This window comes from Rhizobium sp. N324 (assembly GCF_001664485.1).
GTDB lineage: Bacteria > Pseudomonadota > Alphaproteobacteria > Rhizobiales > Rhizobiaceae > Rhizobium.
In genome coordinates this window covers 3576536-3597756 of record NZ_CP013630.1, presented here as the reverse complement: position 1 = coordinate 3597756, position 21221 = coordinate 3576536, and the positions used below count along the sequence as shown (strand labels likewise).

The window sequence follows — 21221 nt, the reverse complement described above, 5'->3', positions numbered from 1 at the left end:
CCTCCCCCTTGTGGGGAGGGGTTGGGGAGGGGTCTTTTCCAACAACTCGCGCCTAAACCTCATGGCTATGCCCCGTCCTCAGCCCTTCGCGGACGCGATGGGCGATCTCCAGGAATTCGGGGGTGTCGCGGATGTCGAGCGGGCGTTCGGCCGGCAGGGGCGAGTCGATCACGTCGGTGACGCGGCCCGGGCGCGGCGACATCACCACGATCTTGGTCGAGAGATAGACCGCCTCGGGGATGGAATGGGTGACGAAGCAGATGGTCTTGTTGGTGCGGGCCCAGAGTTTCAGCAGCTCTTCGTTCAGATGGTCGCGGACGATTTCGTCGAGCGCGCCAAAGGGTTCGTCCATCAGCAGCAGGTCGGCGTCGAAGGCGAGTGCGCGGGCGATCGAGGCGCGCTGCTGCATGCCGCCGGAAAGCTGCCAGGGGAATTTCTTTTCGAAGCCGGAGAGGCCGACCAGATCGAGCGCTTCGGCGATCCGCCGCGCGCGATCAGCGCCACGATAACCCATAATCTCCAGCGGCAGGGCGATATTGTCTTCGATGATCCGCCAGGGCAGGAGCGCCGGAGCCTGAAACACATAGCCGTAGGCACGGGCCTTGCGGGCTTCCTCCGGCGTCATGCCGTTGATCGAGATTTCGCCCGAGGTGCTCTTTTCGAGATCGGCGATGACGCGCAGGAAAGTCGTCTTGCCGCAGCCCGACGGGCCGATGAAAGAGACGAAGTCGCCCTTGCGGACATCGAGATTGACATCGCTCAGCGCATTCACCGGGCCGTCATTCGCCTGGTAGGTGAGACAGAGATCCTTGGCGGATACGACGGAGGGTGCTTGCATCAATGCGACCGTTCTTGTTTTCGCCGCGGGGAGGCGGATTGCGTGTTACCATCGCCGCAGGCCCTGCCGGCGGCGCATTTCATGGAGGAAGAGAATGGACGCGACATCAAAACCCACCTGCCACATCGTTCGCCCCAACCATGCCTATGACGGCAAGCAGGGGCTCAGCTATTTCGAAGGGATAGCGGCCGAGACGGTCGGCGCCAAGGGCATCTGCATGCATCTGCTGACGATCCCGCCCGGCGTGCGCGCCAAGGCGCATCTGCACGAGGCGCACGAGACGGCGATCTACATGCTCTCCGGCGAGGCCCATACCTGGTACGGAGACCGGCTCGAGCATCATGTCGTCGTCCATGCCGGCGAACTTTTCTATATCCCGGCCGGCGTGCCGCATCTGCCGGCAAATCTCAGCAGCACGCCGTGCACGGCTGTTATCGCCCGCACCGACCCGAACGAGCAGGAGAGCGTCGTGCTGCTGCCGGAGCTGGATGTGCTGGTGCCGGCGTGAGGTCATTGGCATGGAGGCATCGGTCCCCGATTGATGGCCGTATGGTGACGCACCATATTACACGCCCGTTGCCGGGATGCCGCTGCGCTCCACCTTGCGCGGAGAAGTGATCTCCTTCCAGGTGGATAGCGCCTTGCTGACGGCCGTCACCGGCTCGCGCCGGACGAACTCGCCGTGGCCTTCCTGGGTCTTGATAGTGCTTTCCTCGATCGCGACAACGCCGCGCGTCAGGGTGTAGCGCGGCAGGCCGGTCACTTCCTTGCCTTCGAAGACGTTGTAGTCGATCGCCGACTGCTGGCTCTTCGACGAGATGGTCTTGGAGCGTTTCGGGTCCCAGACGACGATATCGGCATCGGCGCCGACGAGGATCGCGCCCTTTTTCGGATAGATGTTGAGGATCTTGGCGATGTTGGTCGAGGTGACGGCGACGAATTCGTTCATCGTCAGCCGGCCGGTGTTGACACCGCGCGTCCAGAGCATCGGCATGCGGTCTTCCAGGCCGCCGGTGCCGTTGGGGATCTTGGTGAAGTCGCCGACGCCGAAACGCTTCTGCGCCGTGGTGAAGGCGCAATGGTCGGTGGCGACTACCTGCAGCGAGCCGGAGGCAAGCCCGGCCCAGAGGCTGTCCTGATGCTGCTTGTTGCGGAAGGGCGGCGACATCACCCGGCGGGCGGCGTGATCCCAGTCGGGATTGGAATATTCGCTCTCGTCGAGCGTCAGATGCTGGATCAGTGGCTCGCCGTAGACGCGCATGCCCTTGGCGCGGGCGCGGCGGATCGCTTCGTGCGCCTGCTCGCAGGAGGTATGGACGATATAGACCGGGCAGCCGGCCATGTCGGCGATCATGATGGCGCGGTTGGTGGCCTCGCCCTCGACTTCGGCCGGGCGGGAATAGGCATGTGCTTCCGGGCCGTTATTGCCCTCGGCCAGCAGCTTTGCTGACATCGAGGCGACGACGTCGCCGTTTTCGGCGTGCACCAGCGGCAGGGCGCCGAGTTCGGCGCAGCGCTGGAAAGAGGCGAACATCTCGTCGTCGTCGACCATCAGCGCGCCCTTGTAGGCCATGAAGTGCTTGAAGGTGTTGATGCCCTTGTCGCGAACGATGGTCTCCATCTCCTTGAAGACCTGCTCGCTCCACCAGGTGACCGCCATATGGAAGGAATAGTCGCAATTGGCGCGGGTGGATTTGTTGTCCCACATGGTCAACGCTTCCAGCAGCGACTGGCCCGGGGCGGGAAGGGCGAAATCGACCACCATGGTGGTGCCGCCGGAAAGGGCCGCACGCGTGCCGCTCTCGAAATCGTCGGAGGAATAGGTGCCCATGAAGGGCATTTCGAGATGGGTGTGCGGGTCGATGCCACCCGGCATGACATAACAGCCGGAGGCGTCGAGCGTCTCGTCGCCCGAGAGGTCAGGGCCGATCTCGACGATCTTGCCGCCGTCGATCTTGACGTCAGCCTTGTAGGTGAGGTCGGCGGTGACGATGGTGCCGTTCTTGATGACTGTGGTCATGATCGTTCCCTATTCTTTATCGTTGTTCGGCAGGCGAATAAAAGCTCGGCAATTCGGAGCTGAATTCGAGGCGGCCCAGCAATGCAGCCAGGATCGTTTCAAGAACCGAGCGTCGTTCGCGTGAAATTTCCTGATTCCAGAAGCGCAAGACCGAATAGCCGTTGGCATTGAGCCATTTGGTTCGGCGTTGATCGGTGACGCTCTCGGCATGCTGGAAACCATCGACCTCAACAATCAGTCGCTCTTCGCGACAGAGGAAGTCGACGATAAACGGGCCGAGCGGAACCTGCCTTGCAAATTTGTCGCCGTTCAGGCGGCGGGCGCGCAGGTCGCTCCAGAGGTGGTATTCCTCTTCGGTTTCGTTGCGGCGAAGCTGGCGGGCTTGCCCGGTTTTCGCTGGGCGATGTTTACGAATATCCTGTCTGATAATTTTCGTCGCGCCCGGAGCCCCCTCATCCGCCCTTCGGGGACCTTCTCCCCGAGGGGAGAAGGGGGAAGCGGCAACGTTAGCCACTCCCTTCTCCCCAGCGGGGAGAAGGTTGCCCGAAGGGTCGGATGAGGGGGCTCCGGGCGCGACGTTAGACATCACACCACGATCTCCGCCGTCTCGACCACCGCATGGAACAGCACGTCGGCGCCCGCCGTCGCCCACTCCTTGGAAATCTCTTCGGCTTCATTGTGCGAGAGGCCGCCGACGCAGGGGCACATGACCATCGTCGCAGGCGCAACCTTGGCGGCCCAGCAGGCGTCGTGGCCGGCGCCGGAAATGAGGTTCATGTGGCTGTAGCCGAGCCGTTCGGCGGCGGAGCGGACCGCGGTGACGAGCTTTTCGTCGAAGGTAACCGGCGCGAAATGGCCGATCGCCTCGATCGAACAGCCGACGCCCAGCGTATCGCAGATCTTGGGCGCTTCCGCCTCGATCTTTGCCCGCATGCGGTCGAGCTTGGCCTTGTCGGGCGAGCGGATGTCGACGGTGAAAACCACCTTGCCCGGCAGCACGTTGCGGGAATTCGGCGAGAAGAAGACCTGGCCGACGCCGCCGACGGCACCCGGCTGCTCGCCCATCGCCACACCCTGAACCATTTCCAAGATGCGCGACATCGCAAGACCGGCATTGACGCGCATGTTCATCGGCGTCGAGCCGGTATGGGCTTCCTTGCCGGTCAGGGTGAATTCGAGCCACCACAGGCCCTGACAGTGGGTGACGACGCCGATCTGCTTGTCTTCGGCCTCGAGGATCGGGCCCTGTTCGATGTGATATTCGAAATAGGCATGCATCTTGCGGGCGCCGACCTCTTCGTCGCCGACCCAGCCGATGCGCTTCAGTTCGTCGCCGAACAGATTGCCCTCGGGATCCCGGCGATTATAGGCAAAGTCAAGGCTGTGGACGCCGGCAAAGACACCCGAGGCCAGCATGGCCGGGGCAAAACGCGCGCCCTCCTCGTTCGTCCAGTTGGTGACGACAATAGGATGTTTGGTTCTGATGCCGAGGTCGTTCATGGTGCGCACGACTTCGAGGGCTGAGAGCACGCCGAGAACGCCGTCATATTTGCCGCCGGTCGGCTGGGTGTCGAGATGCGAGCCGACATAGACGGGCAGGGCTTCCGGATCGGTGCCGGGCCGGGTGGCGAACATCGTGCCCATCTGGTCGACGCCCATGGTCAGGCCCGCCTCGTCGCACCATGTCTTGAAAAGGCTGCGGCCCTCGGCATCCGAATCCGTCAGCGTCTGGCGATTGTTGCCGCCCGCGATGCCGGGGCCGATCTTCGCCATATCCATGAGACTGTCCCAGAGACGGTCGCCATTGACGCGCATGTTCTCGCCTGGTGCTGCCACCATTTTTATGCCCTCACCTGTTTGCGGCAGTCATGCAAAGGGCATGCCCGCCTGTTCCCGTGGTCTATTCCAGCGCCTCTTATTGGTTTTGTCGAGCGCCGGAAAATCGCCAGTTGCCTTTGTTTTTCATCTGGCGGATAATTTGACCGATTGGTAAACATTACAACTTCCACCGCCGGGCTCAAGACGAAAATCACGAAAATTGCCGATAAAAATACGGGCAGTTGCTTAGGAAAGCGGCAGGGATGTCTTCTCACCAAAACTTGAGCGAAGAAGTTGAATTTCAAGGGGAAACGACAGCCTGTGACCATACCGAGAGCAGCGAAGACCCTGAGGCGGACGCGAATCCAGGAGGAGAAGGAAGAGCAGATTCTCGAGGCGGCGCTTGACGTGTTTTCGGCAAGCGGCTTCCGCGGCTCGACCATCGACCAGATCGCCGAAGTGGCCGGCATGTCGAAACCCAACCTGCTTTATTATTTCCGGACGAAGGAAGCTATGCACCGGGCGCTGATCGACCGGGTGCTCTACACCTGGCTGGAGCCGCTGCGCGCCTTCGACGCCGAGGGCAATCCGGAGGAGGAAATCCGCAGCTACATCAGACGCAAGCTGGAGATGGCGCGCGATTTTCCGCGCGAGAGCCGGCTTTTCGCCAATGAGGTGCTGCAGGGCGCACCGCATATCGAGGACGAGCTCAAGGGGCCGCTGAAGGAACTGGTCGACGAGAAGGCGGAGGTCATCCGCGCCTGGGCGAAATCAGGCAAGATCATCAAATGCGATCCCTATCACCTGATCTTCTCCATCTGGTCGACGACGCAGCATTATGCGGATTTCGACGTGCAGGTGCGTGCCGTGCTCGGACAGGAGCATTCCGGCGAGGGCCGCTTCGAGGATGCGGCGCGGTTTCTGGAGCAGCTCTTTATTGGCGGGCTGCGGCCGGATCGCTCCGAGAGCTGACGTTTATCGCTTTCTAACAAGCGGCAGACGGGCGAGTGTGTCCGTCACGCCTTCCATCGTATAGGGTTTCTGCAGCACGGGCGCGTCCGAATGGCTGTTCGCCTGAGCGATGCCTTCGCCATAGCCTGTGGCAAAAACGAAGGGCACGCCTTCGGCCGCCAGTCGGTCGGCAATCCCGAAACTCGTCTCATCGCCGAGATTGACGTCGAGAAGCGCCAGATCGAAGGAATGGCCGGCCAGGATCTGCATCGCCTCGGTGACACTTGGCGCCGTTGCGACGTCGGCGCCCATCCGGCGCAGGATGTCCTCCCCATCCATGGCGATGATCAGGTTGTTTTCCACCAGCAGCACCTTCAGCCCGGAGAGCGGCTGATGATCACCAGCAACCGCCCGGCGTTCGGCCGCTCCGACCGGCGCTGAATTTGACCGTTCGCTCGTCGGGCCGACGACATACCGCGCCGGAATACGGAAATCCGCTTCGAGACCGCCCTTGACGAAACGGACATTCGCTTGGCCGCCGAGGTCATAGGGAATCGAGCGCCGGATGATCGTCGAACCGAAGCCTTGGCGGGTGGGTTCGCTGACGGACGGACCGTTCTTTTCGCGCCAGCCAATGTGCAGATGGCCTTGGTCGTCGCGATGCCAGCCGAGCTCGACCGTACCGTCGGTGCCGGAAAGGCTGCCATATTTGGCGCTGTTGGTCATCAGCTCATGGAAAACCAGGGCGGCGGTGGAGAAGGCCTGCGGTTCCAGCAGCACGTCCTCGCCGATCATCTGAATACGTGGGGCGTTCTTGCCGAGATAGGCGGCAGTTTCGGCCGCCAGCAATTGCCGCAGCGAGGCCGGCGCCCAGTGATCGCGTGTGATCTGGTCATGAGCGCGGGCGAGCGACTGGACGCGGCCCTCGATCTGGCGGATGTAGTCGCCGACGCTGACTGACGTCGTCTGCGATTGCCGAATGATGCCGGTGATGAGGCTCAGAATGTTGCGGACGCGATGGTTCAGCTCGGCGATCAGCAGTTCCTGGCGCTCGTTTGCCGTCTGCCGCGCCATGCTGGCCTCGTCGGTGAGACGCAAGACCACCTCGATCAGCGTGACGCGGATCGTTTCGGCGACACGCCGCTCGGCCTCGGTGAAGGGCAGGGAGCGGCCGCGCACCAGTTCGGACCAGGCCTCGAAACTCTTGCGCGGCGTCAGCCGCGGACCGTTGGGGCCGTATTCAACCGGCTTGTGCGGATCTCCGCCCCAGCGGACCGTGCGCACCAGCTCCTGACGGAAAAGCACGACATAATCGCGCGGCGAGCGCGAGATCGGGATGGCGAGCATGCCGGCCACCGCATCGTCGAGTTCGAGATCGGGATAGGTCTCAGCCAACCTGTCGACGGCATAGATGCGGCCGGCGGCATTGCGGTTGAGATGGCGGACGAGGGCTGCAAAGCTTCTCTCATCCGGCCCGATGCCGGCAAGCGCCAGCCGGCCGTTGATCCAGACGCCGATGCCGTCGGCAGGAATGGCGTCGGCGAGCGCCTCGATCAGCCAAGCCGGATCGTCGAGCAGGCTGGCATTGTCGGCGACGGAGGTAAGAAGCCGGTCGGCGATGCGGCGCGCCTTGGTCTCGTAGTCGAGCGCCAGCCGCCGTTCGCGGCTTTCAAGGCGCGAGGCAAACATCTGGCCGAACAGCTCGGCGGTGGAGCGGCTTTCAGCCGAAGGCAGGCGCGGGCCGTAATGGTGGCAGGCAAACAGGCCCCAAAGCTTGCCGTCGACGACGATCGATATGGAGAGCGACGCGCCGACGCCCATGTTTTTCAAATATTCGATATGGATCGGCGAGACCGAACGTAAAACCGACATGGAGAGATCGAGCGGCTGTCCGTACTCATCGCGTTCAGGCAGGATCGGAACCGGGACGGCGTCGACATCGGCAATGATGCGGAACAGGTTGCGCAGATAGAGCGCCCGTGCCTGTACAGGGATGTCGGATGCCGGATAGTGCAGCCCGAGAAACGAGCCGATGCCGGCCCGAGCGGCTTCCGCCACCACTTCGCCGGAACCGCTTTCGTCGAAGCGATAGACCATGACCCGATCGAAGCCGGTCAGGGCGCGCGCCTGCCTTGCCCCGTCGCGAAAGAAAGCCTCCATCGTTTCCGTGTGGTCGAGACGGGACATCATGCTGCGCATGGAGAGGGAGGGGGCGTTGCGCCTGTCTTCCTGGCAGCGCTCGCCTTCGACGATGACCCCATTGTCATTCATATGCACGGCAAGATCGAACTTGCTCTGATCCGAGGTCAGAGCAATGCCGAAAATGCGCTCGACGACATCCGACCCGCGCAGCGTGGTCAGCTTGTTGCGGATGGTGTGAAGTGCCTCGGGCGTGATCAGCGAGGTGACAGGCCGGCCGAGCGCGTCGGGCTGTGCAATGCCGAGGAACTCTGCCAGATTTGCCGAGGCACGCGTGACAATCCAGTCCGAGGATATCGCCAGCAGAAAGCCGAAGGGCTGAACCGCGCCGAGTTGATGGATCGGCTCCCGGTCGCAGTTGGTCAGGTCGACGGGTTCAATCGTGCCGCTCATGGGACGGCTTCCAGTTCGAGTTGCCCGGCTTTGAGGAAGAGGCCGAAAACATCGCGGGCTGCGGAAACGGCGGCCGCGGGATCGTCTATGCCGCTGGCATCGAGACGCTCCATGAAGATCCTGATGGCGCCCTTTGGACCCTGTGGCCTGAGATAGCTGCCGGGTAGGTGATCGGGCACGGATTTGGCAAGCAGGGCGCCGCCGAGCTTGGAGCCTTCGAGCACGTAGAGCGCGCCCCAGAGCGCTGCGTCGTTCCGCAATGCCGGTGGCGGAAGGGGCTGGGGCAATGGATCGCCGAGTTCCCCGATATCGGCCAACAGCAGCTGCGTGCGCCGCCGTTCCGGCCAGTCGGGCAGCAGGTGGGCAATTCCCGCATCCTCGAGGGCGTCTTCGGCCGCCGGCACGACCCGGGCATGGGCGCGCAGGAAGGTTCTATACTGCTGTCTATTGGAGAGATCGAAGGTGCTGAAAAGCTCGTCGACCTCGCCGTGGCAATCTGCTGTTTGTGCGCGGAGCACGCTGCGAAGTGACATGCGGACCGTGTTCTAAGTAAAATGGCATTCGATGCCGTTCATGCGGGATGGCAAGTTAGCGATATATTGCAGCATCCTGGTATTTCCAGGCAAACCCATAGAAAAACATGGGCTTCCCCTGTTTTCGCAGCTGGTTGTTCGCCTTCATCGGATTTTTGGAGGACGAAATTATCAGGGGGCAACTTCAACCCATCAGGCGCGGCAGATCTGTTGCCAACATATCGATGGCAAGGCGCACCTTTGGCAACATCACGGGCGATCTCGGCCAGACGGCGTAGGCTTCGAAGACGCTTGGCGGTCTATCGGTCAGAACCCGCACGAGTTCGCCCGACAGGACCCTGTCGCGCACCAGCCAGCAGGTGAGCCAGGCGAGCCCGCGGCCCTTTACTGCCGCGTCGGCTATCGAGGCGAGATCGTCAAGCCGCAGCCGCGATTTCGGCAGAACTTCGCGTGCGGGACCTGCCGTTGCCGGAAAAGTCCAGGCTTTGTCGTTGTCGCCGCGGCGATAGACGATGCCCTGATGATGGGCGATATCGTCCAGCGTTTGTGGCACCCCGTATTTTTCCAGATAGGCGGGCGAAGCGCAGACGGTCATAGGCTGTCGAGCGATTGCCCGCGTCATCAGGTCGGAATTGTCCTTCAGCGGACCGTTGCGCACGGCAAGGTCAAAGCCGTCCTCCAGAAGATCGACGACGCGATCGTTGAAGGAGAGGTCGAGTTCGAGATCCGGATGGTCGTCGAGCAGCCGGGTCAGGATCGGAGCGGCACAATGGCGCCCGAAAAGCGCTGGCATTGATACACGCAGCCTGCCACGGACTTCGCGCTTGCCCGATTCAAGCTGGGCCTCGCCGATGCGGATTTCCTCGACGGCTCTCAGGCAACGCTCGTAGAAGAACCGGCCTTCGTCGGTCAGGCTTTGGGCACGGGTCGTGCGGTTGAAGAGCCGGACGCCGAGCCGCTCTTCGAGCCTTGCAATCGTCTTGCTGACCGCCGAGCGAGTGAGATGGAGCCGCTCGGCCGCGGCCGAGAAACCACCGGCCTCGACCGTCTCGACAAAGATCGAAATTCCCTTCAACTGCTCCATCTTTGTTTCCTTGATGGCACCATTCCGACGACTTAATATCGCAACTAGAGAGGAATATTCAACGATATATCTACCGCTCCGCCCATCGAGAAGGAGCAGAAAGATGCAGACGACAAGACAATGGCAGACCGATGCCATCGGCCCGGAGGCCAATCTGACGATCGGCGAAGGCAGAATTCCTGATGTGTCAGGCACGATGATCCGGGTGCGGACGCAGGCCGTCTCCCTCAATTTCCGCGACAGGCTGGTGCTTGATAGCGGCATGGGCCTGCCATTGCAGTTCCCCTTCGTCCCGGCCTCGGACATGGCAGGTGTGGTCGATGCCGTCGGGCCTGATGTCACGCGCTTCAAACCCGGCGATCGGGTGATCTCCACCTTTTCCCCGGACTGGATCGACGGACGCGGGCCTGGAACTGCCCGCAATCCACATTATCAGACGCGCGGTGGCTTCTATTCAGGTGTACTTTCCGAGCACACGGTGCTTTCCGAGGAATGGTTCGCGCTTGCGCCTGATACGCTCGATGCGGCTGAAGCCAGCACGCTGCCCTGCGCCGGGTTAACGGCGTGGTTTGCGCTCATCGAATGCGGGAAGCTCAAGGCCGGCGACAAGGTGCTGGTGCAGGGAACCGGCGGGGTTGCGCTTTTCGGCCTGCAGATTGCCAAGGCGCATGGCGCCGAAGTCTTCATCACATCAGGCAGCAGCGAGAAGCTCGAACGTGCATCGGCGCTCGGGGCCGATCATCTGATCAACCGCAAGGAGCGCGACTGGGTCGAGCAGCTCCATCAACTGACTGGCGATTATGGCGCCGACCACGTGCTGGAAATCGTCGGCGGGCCGCATCTCGGCCGGGCGCTGGAGGCTGTGGCGGTCAACGGCCGGATTTCGGTGATCGGCGTGTTTGAGGGCTTTGAAGTCTCGGCGCCCGTGGCGCCGTTGCTTCTGAAAGCGCCTGTCGTGCAGGGAATTACCGTCGGTCATCGCCGGGCGCTGGAGGATTTGGTGCGCGCCGTCGACCAGACGGAGCTGAAGCCAGTGATCGACAGACGTTATTCTTTCGAGGAACTGCCGCAGGCGCTCGATCATCTCTATCGCGGCCCGTTCGGCAAGGTCGTCATCGAGTTCTGAGACATGCGCTCCCCTCGCACCGTCGAGGGGAGCGTTCTCCTATTCGGCGGCAATGGCTTCGCTTTCGAAGGCGAATCCCTCGTCGGCCCAGCCGGTCATGCCGCCGATCATCAGCTTGGCCTTGAGGCCGAGCTTGGCCAGGCGGAAAGCGGCCTTGTCGGCGCCGTTGCAGTGGGGACCGGCGCAATATACGACGAAGAGGGTGTCCTTCGCCCATTCCGACATGCGGTGCGCGGTCATCTTGCCGTGTGGAAGGTTGATCGCACCCGGCAAGTGGGACTGGGCAAACAGCGCCGGCGAGCGCACGTCGAGGAGGACGAAATCGACCTTGGCGCCGGCAAAGGCAGCGTGGACATCGGAGCAATCGGTTTCGAAGGCGAGCTTGGCGGCATAATGGGCGGCGGCGATATCGGGCGCGGCGGCCGGGATTTCGGTGACGGGGCTTGGCATCGATCTTTCCTTCTTCGTTGGAGTTGCCGCCCGGTATCGCCGATGTTAAAGCTCTGCGAAATTGGCCATTATGACCGACAGCGTAAAGATCATGCCAAACGCATCACCGCAGCAGACGAAAGGACCGTTGGTCGTAGCCCTTGCCTATGACGGGCTCTGCACCTTCGAATTCGGCATCACCTACGAGGTCTTCGGCCTGCCGCGCCCGGAGATGGGTGAGAGCTGGTATCGCTTCTCTGTCTGCGGCATCGAGCCGGGTCCGCTTCGCGCCGCCGGAGGGCTGACGGTCGCGGTCGACAATGGGCTGGAGGTGCTCGACGAGGCGGATCTGATCGTCGTGCCCGGCTGGCGGGCGATCGAGGCGCCGGTGCCGGCGCCGCTCGCCGCAGCGCTCAAGGCAGCGCATCAGCGCGGCGCGCGCATCATGTCGCTCTGTTCGGGCGTTGCGGTTCTGGCCGGATCGGGACTGCTTGCCAACCGCAGGGCGACGACACATTGGCGTTACGTCGCTTCGATCGCCGCACGTTATCCCGACATTGCGCTCGATGCCGACGTTCTCTACATCGACGAGGGCAGCCTGCTGACGGCGGCGGGCAGTGCCGCCGGCATCGATCTCTGCCTGCATGTGGTGCGCGGCGATTTCGGCGCGGAGGCGGCAAACAGCGTCGCCCGCCGCCTCGTCGTGCCGCCGCACCGCGAAGGCGGACAGGCGCAGTTCATCCACGCGCCGGTCCCCGAGGCGCGCGAGGGCATCCGCCTGGGGCCGCTGATCGAATGGATGCGGGCAAGCCTTTCCGAGCAGCAGCCGATCAGCCTGCTTGCTGGAAGAGCGGGCATGAGCATGCGCACCTTCCAGCGTCGCTTCGAAGCGACGACGGGTCTCAGTGTCGGCGAATGGCTGCTGAAGGAGCGGCTGCGCCATGCCCGCGATCTGCTGGAGAAAGAACTTGCCGTTTCGCTCGACGACATCGCCGTCGCCAGCGGCTTCGGCACGCTGGCGACGATGCGGCATCATTTTCGCAGGCGGCTCGGGACGAGCCCGAGTGCCTATAGGCGGTCGTTCGGCGATTGAGCCACCTCACGCTTGCATTTATGTCTCACTTCGCCTAAACGGGCGCTCTCTATTGTTCTGGAAAGGGAGCGCCACGATGACGACTATCTCCGCACGCCCCGAGAGGGTTTCGGCTTAAGTCGGCCAACGGGCTGATGATGCCGGTTGAACATCGCCGTTTCCGGTGATGAAAGACCACTCATATCCAGAGTTCATTATCATGGGCAATTCTATCGGGAGCGCAAGCTCCCCGACGACGTCGGCGTCAGGTCCGGCGGTCATCAATCGTTTCTTTTCCGGCTCTGCCTGGATCGAAGGCGCTGCCTTGGACCAGCTCGACGAGATGTCGCGCCTGCCGGGTGTTTCGGAAATCGCCGCCTTTCCGGATCTGCATCCCGGCAAATATGGTGCGACCGGCGTCGCCCTGCTGTCGTCTCGGCTGCACCCGCTGCTGATCGGCAACGATATCGGCTGCGGCATGTCGCTGTTCGGCCTCGATCTGCCGCTGCGCAAGCTGAAGATCGACAAGGCGGCGGAGCGGCTTCGCCGGCTTGACACGCAGCCCATCGGAGAGGGGCGCGAGTGGCTCGCCGAGATAGGTCTGGCCGCCGATCTGGCGCCCGATGCCTTGGGCACTATCGGCGGCGGCAACCATTTCTGCGAGCTGCAGGCGGTGGAAGATCTTGCCGAGGGCGGGCGCGCTGCCGGTCTGGACGATCAGGGCCTTTATCTACTTGTTCATTCCGGCTCACGCGCCCTTGGCGTCGCGGTTTTCTCAGAGACATTGGCTGCTCATTCGGGACTTGCCGCCGGTCTGGATCCCGGTTCGGAGGCGGGTGCTGCCTGGCTTGCGAGCCATGACCGCTGCGTTGCCTGGGCATCGCTGAACCGGCGACTGATCGCAGTGCGGGCGGCTCTAGCACTTCGTGCCGACCTGCGTCTCATCGCCGACATACCGCACAATCTCGTTCGCCGCTCAGATCGCGGGTTTGTGCATTATAAGGGCGCTGCGGCCGTCGCACCCGGCGAACTCGCGCCGATTGCGGGATCTCGGGCCAGCCTCAGCCATGTCGTTGTCGCGAGTGCCGACATCGGCCGTTCGCTCGGCGGCATTTCTCATGGGGCCGGCCGCAAATATGATCGCGCCACCATGCACGGACGGGTCGGCCGCAACCGGTCCGAACGCGAACAGTTGCTGCGCAATCCCTGGGGCGGTATCGCGATCTGCGACGATCGTGCCCTCGTCGTCGAAGAAGCGGCGTCGGCCTACAAGGATGCCGGACAGGTGGTGAGCGATCTCGAAAAGGCGGGGCTGATCGTCGGGCTTGCCAGCCTGCGGCCGCTCGTCACCTTCAAGAAGGCGGTTGATGAGGCGGAGGTCGAACAGCGCCGGCGAAAGCCTGAATATCGCAGGGAAGGAGGGCGCGGCCATGAGCGCTATTGATCTTCTCGTGACGTCGGGCAACGGTCCGGTGGAGTGCCGGATGGCGCTCTCCGCACTTCTCGGCATCCTTGAGCGCGAGGCTCTCGGGCTTGGCTGTGCCTTCGAAGCCAGCCTCGGTCCTGTTCCGGATCGGCACGGTGCGAAGTCGGCGATCGTCAGCCTCGATGGTCTCGAGGCGGAACGGATTGCCAACGGCTATTGCGGCACGATCAGGTTCACCTTCAAGAGCCCGGTGCGTCCCGGTCACAAACGGCAGAACTGGTACGTCGCGGTTCAGCGTATCGAACCCGGGCCGGAGGGTGGCGAGGTGACGATCGATCCGGCCGACCTGCGTTTCGAGACGCTGAGAGCCGGCGGACCGGGCGGGCAGCACCAGAACACCACCGATAGTGCCGTGCGTGTGTTGCATCGGCCAACCGGCCTGGTGGTGACGGCGCGTGACGAACGCTCTCAGCACCGCAACAAGGCCTTGGCGCTTCGGCGTCTCGAAGCGATGTTGCATCAAATCGAGGCTGAAAAGCAGGAGGCGGCCAAATCCGGACGCTTCATCGCCAACCGGACCATCGAGCGCGGCAACGAGGTCAAGGCGTTCAAGCTGTGATCCGCTGTGTCGCTCTGACCACATAATAAACGGCGCCCTTCTGTAAAGGGCGCCGCCACCTTCAGTCACGGTCTCTAAAAATAGTAATCCCGTTCGATGCCGTCATAGCGGCCGGATCGCAGGCAGCAATTCTTGAAACCGTCTCCTGGAGCCGCAGGGACAGGGATCGTTGCGGCCGAGTTTCTCGATCAGTTCGACATCGCCATGAACGATCTGCGAACCGCTTTTTGACCCGGGCTTCGGATGGGAAGGATTTACGCCGTTTCGACGTGACCTCAAAAGCTGAAGTCGGTGAGGTGTTTGCGAGCCATGGCTGCCTCCTCTTCGGTTGCACGCTGCGATGGTGCAGCATGATCCCCCTAGATCCATTGCGGGCTCGGTGCAACGCCGCGGATTAAATTTCTCCGCGGCGTTGCAGGCCGATCACTCCGCGGCCTGGCGGGCCATCGGGTTGTTCGGGTGCGTCGTCCAGTTGGCGTAGTTCGGGTCGACCACCTTGCCGGTGCGCTTGTCGAGAGTGCCGGCCGGAAGCTGCTCCATCGTGATGCAGTTCTCGACCGGGCAGACACTGACGCAAAGATTGCAGCCGACGCATTCCTCGTCGATCACCTCGAAATGGCGCAGGCCATTGACGACGTTGGTGATCGCCTGGTGCGAGGTGTCCTCGCAGGCGATGTGGCAGCGGCCGCATTTGATGCAGGCATCCTGGTCGATCTTCGCCTTGGCGATGTAGTTGAGGTTCAGATACTGCCAGTCGGTGACGTTGGGCACAGCGCGGCCGGTAATGTCGTCGAGGGTCTTGTGGCCCTTTTCGTCCATCCAGTCGGAGAGGCCTGAAATCATCTCCTGCACGATCTTGAAGCCGTACGTCATCGCCGCGGTGCAGACCTGGACGTTGCCGGCGCCGAGAACGAGGAATTCGGCAGCGTCCCGCCAGGTGGTGATGCCGCCGATGCCGGAGATCGGCAGGCCGTAGGTTTCGGGATCACGGGCAATTTCGGCCACCATGTTCAGCGCGATGGGCTTGACCGCCGGGCCGCAATAACCGCCATGGCTGCCCTTGCCGCCGACCGTCGGGTTGGGGGCGAAGTTGTCGAGATCGACGGAGACGATCGAGTTGATCGTGTTGATCAGCGAGACGGCATCGGTACCGCCGGCCTTGGCGGCGCGGGCCGGACGGCGGACATCGGTGATATTCGGCGTCAGCTTGGTGATGACGGGCATGCGGGTGTACTGCTTGCACCAGCGCACGACCATTTCGATATATTCCGGCACCTGGCCGACGGCAGAGCCCATGCCGCGCTCCGACATGCCGTGCGGACAGCCGAAATTGAGTTCGACGCCATCGGCGCCGGTCTCTTCGACGAGCGGCAGGATCGACTTCCACGCCTGTTCCTCGCAAGGCACCATGATCGAGGCGATCAGCGCCCGATCCGGCCAGTTCATCTTGACCTGCTTCATTTCCCTGAGATTGGTGTAGAGGTCGCGGTCGGTGATGAGCTCGATATTGTTCAGGCCAAGCAGGCGGCGGTCGGCGCCCCAGATCGCGCCGTAGCGCGGGCCGTTGACGTTGACGACGGGTGGGCCTTCCTCGCCCAGCGTCTTCCAGACCACACCGCCCCAGCCGGCCTTGAAGGCGCGCTCGACGTTGTAGGCCTTGTCGGTCGGCGGCGCGGAGGCCAGCCAGAACGGGTTGGGCGACTTGATGCCGACGAAATTATTGCGGAGATCAGCCATTGTTCATTCTCCCCTTCAAGCGACCGCGACAGCCGGAGCGGCGGCTGCGGACAGGGTGCGATGGATGGATTCAGCTGCGTCGCGGCCATGGGCGACGGCGGAAACCGTGAGATCGTCGCCGCCGAAGACGCAGTCGCCGCCGGCCCAGACGCCATCGAGCGAGGTGTGGCCTTCGACATCGACGGCGATACGGCCGGATTCCATGCGCAGGGAACCGAGGCCGGAGGCATCAAAGCTCTGGCCGATCGCCTTGAAGATCTGGTCGGCGGCGATGACGCCGGTCTCGCCGGTGCCGATAAGGCGGCCGTCGACAAGCTTGGTGTACTCAACTTCGATGGCGGCGACCTTGCCGTCCTGAGCGAGGATCGATTTCGGCGCCAGCCAGTGGCGGATGATGACGCCCTTGGAGCTTGCCAGATCCTGCTCGTATTCCGAGGCGTTCATCTGCTCCTTGCCGCGGCGATAACAGATCGTCACCTCCTCGGCGCCGAGCAGCTTGGCCTGGACGGCGGCGTCGATCGCCGTCATGCCGCCGCCAAGAACGACGACACGGCGGCCGATGGCGATGTCGCTCTTGTCCTCGGCCTGGCGGAGTGCGGCGATGAAATCGACGGCGTCGTCGACGCCGGCGAGGTTTTCGCCGTCGATGCGCAGAGCATTGACGCCGGCAAGACCGATGCCGAGGAAGACGGCGTCATATTGCGCCTGCAGATCGGCAAGCGAAAAATCGCGGCCGAGAAGAGCGCCGTGGCGAACGTCGATGCCGCCGATCGACATGATGTAGTCGACTTCCTTCTGAGCGAAATCGTCGACCGCCTTATAGGTGGCGATGCCGTATTCGTTGAGGCCGCCGGATTTTTCCCTGCCGTCATAAATGGTGACGGAATGGCCCTTCACGGCCAGACGATGGGCGGCGGCAAGGCCGGCCGGGCCTGCGCCGACGATGGCGATCGTCTTTCCTGATGTTTCAGCCCTGGCATAGAACTGCCTGCCGGCCTGCATGGCGGCATCGGTCGCATAGCGCTGCAGGCGGCCGATCTCGACCGGGCGCTCTTCGGCGGTGTTGCGCACACAGGCCTGTTCGCAGAGCTCTTCGGTGGGACAGACCCGGGCGCACATGCCGCCGAGGATGTTCTGATCGAAGATGGTCTTGGCCGAGCCGATCGGATTGCCGGTCGAAATCTGGCGGATGAACAGCGGAATGTCGATCGAGGTGGGACAGGCCGTCATGCACGGCGCGTCGTAACAGAAATAACAGCGGTCGGCGGCGACCAGCGCCTCATGATTGTCGAGGCGCGGATGAAGATCGGAAAAATTAGCCTCATACTCGGCGGGCGAAAGCCGGCCGGCATGAATCCCGGTTTCCAGTCGTTCCATTGAAGTTCCCTCATTATTGGTAAACGGCCTGTGAGGGAAAGCGTAACTCAGGTTTAAAAATTTATCAAACGGTAAAATTTTGGCGGTTTTGTTTTGGGCGCCGTCCAATAAGTAACTGTTTTATCAGTTTAATTTTCGGAGGCGCCCGTTGCTGAAATGATCGGGCGTATGGCCGGAGACGAGCATCCGAAAAAAGATTCAAAAAAGTCGATTTTTTTGTCCGCGGAGGGAACCAATGTCTGAGGTCGTCGTTATTGCGATATCCGGATGGTGATCGCATCGACCCAACATGCGCGCCCCCAACCCACTATCCGGACGTACTCACGGTCCCCTCCCGGTGAGTGAAGACAGCCGGTGCGCCGCCCTCGCACCGGCTGTTTTTCCTTTCGGCTGTAGTGTTTCCCAGACTTTCACACCCGCTTGAAAATCTCGAATTCGGTTTCTGGAATGGTCAGACGATATTCGATGCGGCCGGGAACGAGGTTCAGCTCCGCCTTGCCGTTGACCGACGAGGGTACGACACGCTCGAGCACGGTGCGGCCGAAGCTGTTGTCGCTGAATTCGTGGACTTCCGACTGGTTCTGCAGCACCTCCGCCCAAGTTACTTCGATCGCCTTTCTGTCGCCGATCATGGCGTCGCGGCAATTCAAGGTGATCGAGGCGGCGCCACCGGATATCGCGCCGAAGGAGGCGGAGTTGACGATGAGTTCGTGCAGGGCGAGCCCGAGATGCACGGCGGCATTCGGCGTCAGATGGGCGTTGATGCCGTAGATCGGCATCGAGCCGGCCGTTTCCGGCCAATAGGGCGCGAATTGCTTTTCGGCCAGTTCGAACAGATAGGCGCCGCGCCAGCTCGAATCCGTGATCAGATCCTGCGAGTTGGAAAGCGATTGCAGCCGGCCGCGGAACTTGAGGAGGAAGCTCTCGAGGGAGAGTGTGTTGCGCGCCGTCTGCGTGGCGATGCCCTGGATGATGGCAAGAAGGTTCTTCGAGCGGTGCGAGAGTTCACGCAGCAGCGATTTCAGCACTTTCTCACGATGCCGGCTTTCGGTGACCTCCGCCATGACCGACAGAAGTCCATGGGTGCCGCGTTTGCCGGTGCGCTGGATCTTCAGCTCATAGGTGCGCATTTCGCCGTCGACGTCGATCTCGACCTCGGCATTGTCGGGGATTCCGGTTTCCAGCACCTTGTGTTTCAGCGCCGTCAGATACCGGCCGTGCGCGTCGCCGAACAGGGCGGCATCGCCGCCGCCCAGCGTGAAGAGCGCTGCGAAATGCGGCGGCAGATTTTCGGCATAGAAGATTGACAGCCGGGCATCCTGGCAGAGGATTGAAATCCCGGCGCTGCCGAGCGCGCGCTCCATCATTGCGGCTTTGCCCTCGAAGGTGAAAGGCGTGCCGGATAATGGTTCCGTCGTATTCACTCGGCCGCCTTTCCTTGTGACATCTTGCCTTGTGACATCTTGAACGTCGCTGACGGAGCGCCCTCAGAGACGCCGCCCGTCAACTCTAGAACAAAGCGCTGCAAAAACCGTTAAGGCCAGCGGAGCGTCCCGGTAGCACCGGAACGCCTGCTTTGGCGATTTGGTTCCGAAGGCCGGAAAATTGCGTCTCAGGCGGCCACTTTGGTCGATTCGTTGAAGAAAAGAGCTTGGCTGATCAATGCCTTGACCATGTCTGGGTTGAAGGGTTTGGTGACAAGGAAAGTCGGTTCGGGGCGCTCGCCGGTCAGAAGCCTTTCCGGGAAAGCGGTAATGAAGATCACCGGCACGCTCGACGTCTTGAGGATGTCGTTGACGGCGTCGATGCCGGAGCTGCCGTCGGCCAGCTGAATGTCGGCCAGCACCATGCTCGGCTTGGTCTTGTTGTAGAGCGCGACGGCCTCGGCATGGGTGCGGGCGATGCCGGTGACCCGATGGCCGAGGCTTTCGACCATTTGCTCGATATCCATGGCGATCAGCGGCTCGTCCTCGATGATCATGATATCGGTCGCAACCTGGCGGGAAATCTCCTGCGAGGCCATGTCGAGCAGACGCATGACATCCTGTTCGTCGAGTTCCAGGATTTCGCCGATCTCGGCGACGCGGAAATTCTCCACGGAGGCGAGCAGGAAGGCCTGGCGGGCGCCCGGCGAAACCTTCGAAAGGTTCAAGGTGGCGCGCTGTTCCCAGGCATAGGGCGAGGTCGGCTCCGGAATCTGGATGGCGGTGGAACCAAACAATTGCGTAAACAGTTTGTAGAGTGCCACCCGGTCATTCGCCGTATCCGGGAAAATAGTGAGATCGGCGATTATAGCTTCGAGAACGGCGGCGACGTAAGCGTCGCCCGAAGTCTGAGTGCCGGTCAGGGCGCGGGAATAGCGGCGCAGATAAGGAAGGTGCGGCGCAATTCGAGTGGAAAGTGTCATTAAGGGCTCCCGTATGCAGGCCGGTCATTGGCTCCAATGACCGGTTAACGTCGCCTTGATAAAAAAGTTCCGGAACGGCTGGAACTTTTTTTGTCGCGCCGCATTATTCAAGCCGACGAAGAAAGGGCGTAGCGTTTTGACCCATGCAGCAAAAAATGCCAGCAACATCGACAATCGAAGGGTCGGTGTCGATGGTTGAAATCGTGATCAGCCCCATGCGCGCCCCAACAGACAACCGGCGAGAAGACGAATTGATGACGACACGCAAGAAAGAAGCAGCCGATCAGCGCAAGCTGGAGCTGCGGGCAAGCGACATCCTGGACCCGAACAATCAGATCGGCGTCAGGCTGCGGTCGCTCTATGCCTCCGCGCAGGAGGAGGCGATTCCGGATCGTTTTCTCGACCTTCTCGAAAAGCTCGACCATGCCGAAATGATGGCTTCTGCCAAGATGGCCGAATAGGATCGTCCGCATGGAAGAAAAAACGCAACCCAGCTTCAAGCGGGAATTGCTGGCGGCCCTCCCAAGTCTCCGCGCTTTCGCAATTTCGCTCATCGGACGGCATGATCGTGCCGACGATCTCGTCCAGGATACCATTATGAAGGCCTGGGCCAAACAGGATCATTTCGAGATGGGCACCAATATGAAGGCCTGGCTCTTCACGATCCTGCGCAACGAACTTTATAGCCAGATGCGCAAGAGCGGCCGCGAGATCCAGGACAGCGACGGGCTGTTCACGGAATCGATGGCGATGCACCCCTCGCAATACGGCGCGCTCGATCTGCAGGACTTCAAGAAGGCGCTCGACCAACTGCCGCCGGATCAGCGCGAGGCGATCATCCTCGTCGGCGCCTCGGGTTTCTCCTACGAGGAAGCGGCCGAAATCTGCGGCTGCGCCGTCGGCACCATCAAGAGCCGCGTCAACCGCGCCCGCCAGCGACTGCAGGAGCTGCTGCAGATATCAGGCGAAGCCGATTTCGGCCCCGACGCCACCTCGGCACCGCTGACGTCGAAGGCGTTTGCGTTTTGAGAAAGTTATGATTGCGAGCAAGCCGGCTGCCTGTTGGGGCGCCGGCTTTTTGGGCTGTCGGTAAGCAAGAGGGGTGTTGCGTATGTATTGCGGGCGCTACTCTCTCCTCCCTCATTCCTGTGCTTGTCACAGGAATCCAGCCACGGCGCGTCCGCGCCGTGAA

At 62.1% G+C, this 21221-nt stretch carries 21 protein-coding genes; 8 read left to right on the top strand and 13 right to left on the bottom strand.

Going from position 1 to position 21221, the window contains the following annotated elements:
* Nucleotides 1–52 precede the first annotated feature (52 nt).
* Nucleotides 53–838, bottom strand: a complete 786-nt coding sequence (locus AMK05_RS17325; RefSeq protein ID WP_064840397.1) for an ABC transporter ATP-binding protein — start codon at nt 836–838, stop codon at nt 53–55.
* Between the two features lie 94 nt (nt 839–932).
* Here AMK05_RS17325 and AMK05_RS17320 point away from each other — a divergent pair, with 94 nt between their 5' ends.
* The gene (locus tag AMK05_RS17320) at nt 933–1346 is read left to right on the top strand and encodes a cupin domain-containing protein (protein WP_064822588.1); all 414 of its coding nucleotides are present in this window, start codon (nt 933–935) and stop codon (nt 1344–1346) included.
* A gap of 57 nt (nt 1347–1403) precedes the next feature.
* On the opposite strand, the gene hydA is transcribed toward AMK05_RS17320, so the two are convergent.
* From hydA to AMK05_RS17305, 3 genes are read right to left on the bottom strand one after another with little or no spacing between them, the layout of a single operon-like run.
* Nucleotides 1404–2858 (bottom strand): dihydropyrimidinase, encoded by a 1455-nt coding sequence (hydA, locus tag AMK05_RS17315; RefSeq protein ID WP_064822587.1) that lies wholly within the window; start codon nt 2856–2858, stop codon nt 1404–1406.
* 16 nt (nt 2859–2874) lie between these two features.
* Entirely contained in the window at nt 2875–3444 is a 570-nt protein-coding gene (locus AMK05_RS17310) for an endonuclease domain-containing protein (RefSeq protein WP_064840396.1), read from the bottom strand.
* Nucleotides 3444–4697, bottom strand: a complete 1254-nt coding sequence (locus AMK05_RS17305; protein ID WP_064840395.1) for a Zn-dependent hydrolase — start codon at nt 4695–4697, stop codon at nt 3444–3446. Before AMK05_RS17305 ends, AMK05_RS17310 begins: the two co-directional genes overlap by 1 nt.
* 273 nt (nt 4698–4970) lie before the next feature.
* Between AMK05_RS17305 and AMK05_RS17300 the strand changes: the two genes are divergently transcribed.
* Nucleotides 4971–5648 carry a TetR family transcriptional regulator C-terminal domain-containing protein gene (locus tag AMK05_RS17300; protein ID WP_064840394.1) on the top strand — a complete coding sequence of 226 codons (678 nt, stop codon included), beginning with the start codon at nt 4971–4973 and terminating at the stop codon, nt 5646–5648.
* A 3-nt stretch (nt 5649–5651) separates the two neighbouring features.
* On the opposite strand, the gene AMK05_RS17295 is transcribed toward AMK05_RS17300, so the two are convergent.
* The 3 genes from AMK05_RS17295 to AMK05_RS17285 form a co-directional block, all read right to left on the bottom strand.
* Nucleotides 5652–8219: an HWE histidine kinase domain-containing protein gene (locus tag AMK05_RS17295; RefSeq protein WP_064840393.1), complete on the bottom strand. Its 2568-nt coding sequence runs from the start codon at nt 8217–8219 to the stop codon at nt 5652–5654.
* Nucleotides 8216–8752, bottom strand: a complete 537-nt coding sequence (locus AMK05_RS17290; protein ID WP_064840392.1) for a biliverdin-producing heme oxygenase — start codon at nt 8750–8752, stop codon at nt 8216–8218. Before AMK05_RS17290 ends, AMK05_RS17295 begins: the two co-directional genes overlap by 4 nt.
* A gap of 184 nt (nt 8753–8936) precedes the next feature.
* Nucleotides 8937–9836 carry a LysR family transcriptional regulator gene (locus AMK05_RS17285; protein WP_064840391.1) on the bottom strand — a complete coding sequence of 300 codons (900 nt, stop codon included), beginning with the start codon at nt 9834–9836 and terminating at the stop codon, nt 8937–8939.
* A 103-nt stretch (nt 9837–9939) separates the two neighbouring features.
* On the opposite strand from AMK05_RS17285, the gene AMK05_RS17280 reads away from it, so the two are divergent.
* A complete protein-coding gene (locus AMK05_RS17280) occupies nt 9940–10962 on the top strand; it encodes a zinc-dependent alcohol dehydrogenase family protein (RefSeq protein WP_049731639.1) in 1023 nt (340 codons plus the stop codon).
* A 39-nt stretch (nt 10963–11001) separates the two neighbouring features.
* On the opposite strand, the gene AMK05_RS17275 is transcribed toward AMK05_RS17280, so the two are convergent.
* Nucleotides 11002–11412, bottom strand: coding sequence for a rhodanese-like domain-containing protein (locus tag AMK05_RS17275; RefSeq protein ID WP_049731638.1), 411 nt, complete (start codon nt 11410–11412; stop codon nt 11002–11004).
* 70 nt (nt 11413–11482) lie between these two features.
* On the opposite strand from AMK05_RS17275, the gene ftrA reads away from it, so the two are divergent.
* The 3 genes from ftrA (at nt 11483) to prfH (ending at nt 14508) form a co-directional block, all read left to right on the top strand.
* Nucleotides 11483–12484, top strand: coding sequence for a transcriptional regulator FtrA (gene ftrA / locus AMK05_RS17270; protein WP_064840390.1), 1002 nt, complete (start codon nt 11483–11485; stop codon nt 12482–12484).
* 199 nt (nt 12485–12683) lie between these two features.
* The gene (locus tag AMK05_RS17265; RefSeq protein ID WP_064840389.1) at nt 12684–13907 is read left to right on the top strand and encodes an RNA ligase RtcB family protein; all 1224 of its coding nucleotides are present in this window, start codon (nt 12684–12686) and stop codon (nt 13905–13907) included.
* The gene (gene prfH / locus AMK05_RS17260) at nt 13894–14508 is read left to right on the top strand and encodes a peptide chain release factor H (protein WP_049731636.1); all 615 of its coding nucleotides are present in this window, start codon (nt 13894–13896) and stop codon (nt 14506–14508) included. Before AMK05_RS17265 ends, prfH begins: the two co-directional genes overlap by 14 nt.
* Before the next feature lie 102 nt (nt 14509–14610).
* Here the strand turns inward: prfH and AMK05_RS33435 are convergent, their stop codons facing one another.
* The 5 genes from AMK05_RS33435 to AMK05_RS17240 form a co-directional block, all read right to left on the bottom strand.
* Nucleotides 14611–14877, bottom strand: coding sequence for an SEC-C metal-binding domain-containing protein (locus tag AMK05_RS33435; protein WP_237352132.1), 267 nt, complete (start codon nt 14875–14877; stop codon nt 14611–14613).
* A 54-nt stretch (nt 14878–14931) separates the two neighbouring features.
* Nucleotides 14932–16245, bottom strand: a complete 1314-nt coding sequence (gene preA, locus AMK05_RS17255; RefSeq protein WP_049731635.1) for an NAD-dependent dihydropyrimidine dehydrogenase subunit PreA — start codon at nt 16243–16245, stop codon at nt 14932–14934.
* A 15-nt stretch (nt 16246–16260) separates the two neighbouring features.
* Nucleotides 16261–17622 carry an NAD(P)-dependent oxidoreductase gene (locus tag AMK05_RS17250; protein ID WP_064840388.1) on the bottom strand — a complete coding sequence of 454 codons (1362 nt, stop codon included), beginning with the start codon at nt 17620–17622 and terminating at the stop codon, nt 16261–16263.
* Between the two features lie 410 nt (nt 17623–18032).
* The gene (locus tag AMK05_RS17245; RefSeq protein ID WP_064841422.1) at nt 18033–18986 is read right to left on the bottom strand and encodes a sensor histidine kinase; all 954 of its coding nucleotides are present in this window, start codon (nt 18984–18986) and stop codon (nt 18033–18035) included.
* A gap of 248 nt (nt 18987–19234) precedes the next feature.
* Nucleotides 19235–20029 carry a response regulator gene (locus AMK05_RS17240; protein WP_049731633.1) on the bottom strand — a complete coding sequence of 265 codons (795 nt, stop codon included), beginning with the start codon at nt 20027–20029 and terminating at the stop codon, nt 19235–19237.
* Nucleotides 20030–20283: 254 nt separating this feature from the next.
* On the opposite strand from AMK05_RS17240, the gene AMK05_RS17235 reads away from it, so the two are divergent.
* Both AMK05_RS17235 and AMK05_RS17230 read left to right on the top strand, forming a co-directional pair.
* A complete protein-coding gene (locus tag AMK05_RS17235) occupies nt 20284–20490 on the top strand; it encodes a NepR family anti-sigma factor (RefSeq protein WP_007630755.1) in 207 nt (68 codons plus the stop codon).
* A 10-nt stretch (nt 20491–20500) separates the two neighbouring features.
* Nucleotides 20501–21058 (top strand): RNA polymerase sigma factor, encoded by a 558-nt coding sequence (locus tag AMK05_RS17230; RefSeq protein ID WP_049731632.1) that lies wholly within the window; start codon nt 20501–20503, stop codon nt 21056–21058.
* The last annotated feature ends 163 nt before the right edge of the window (nt 21059–21221 follow it).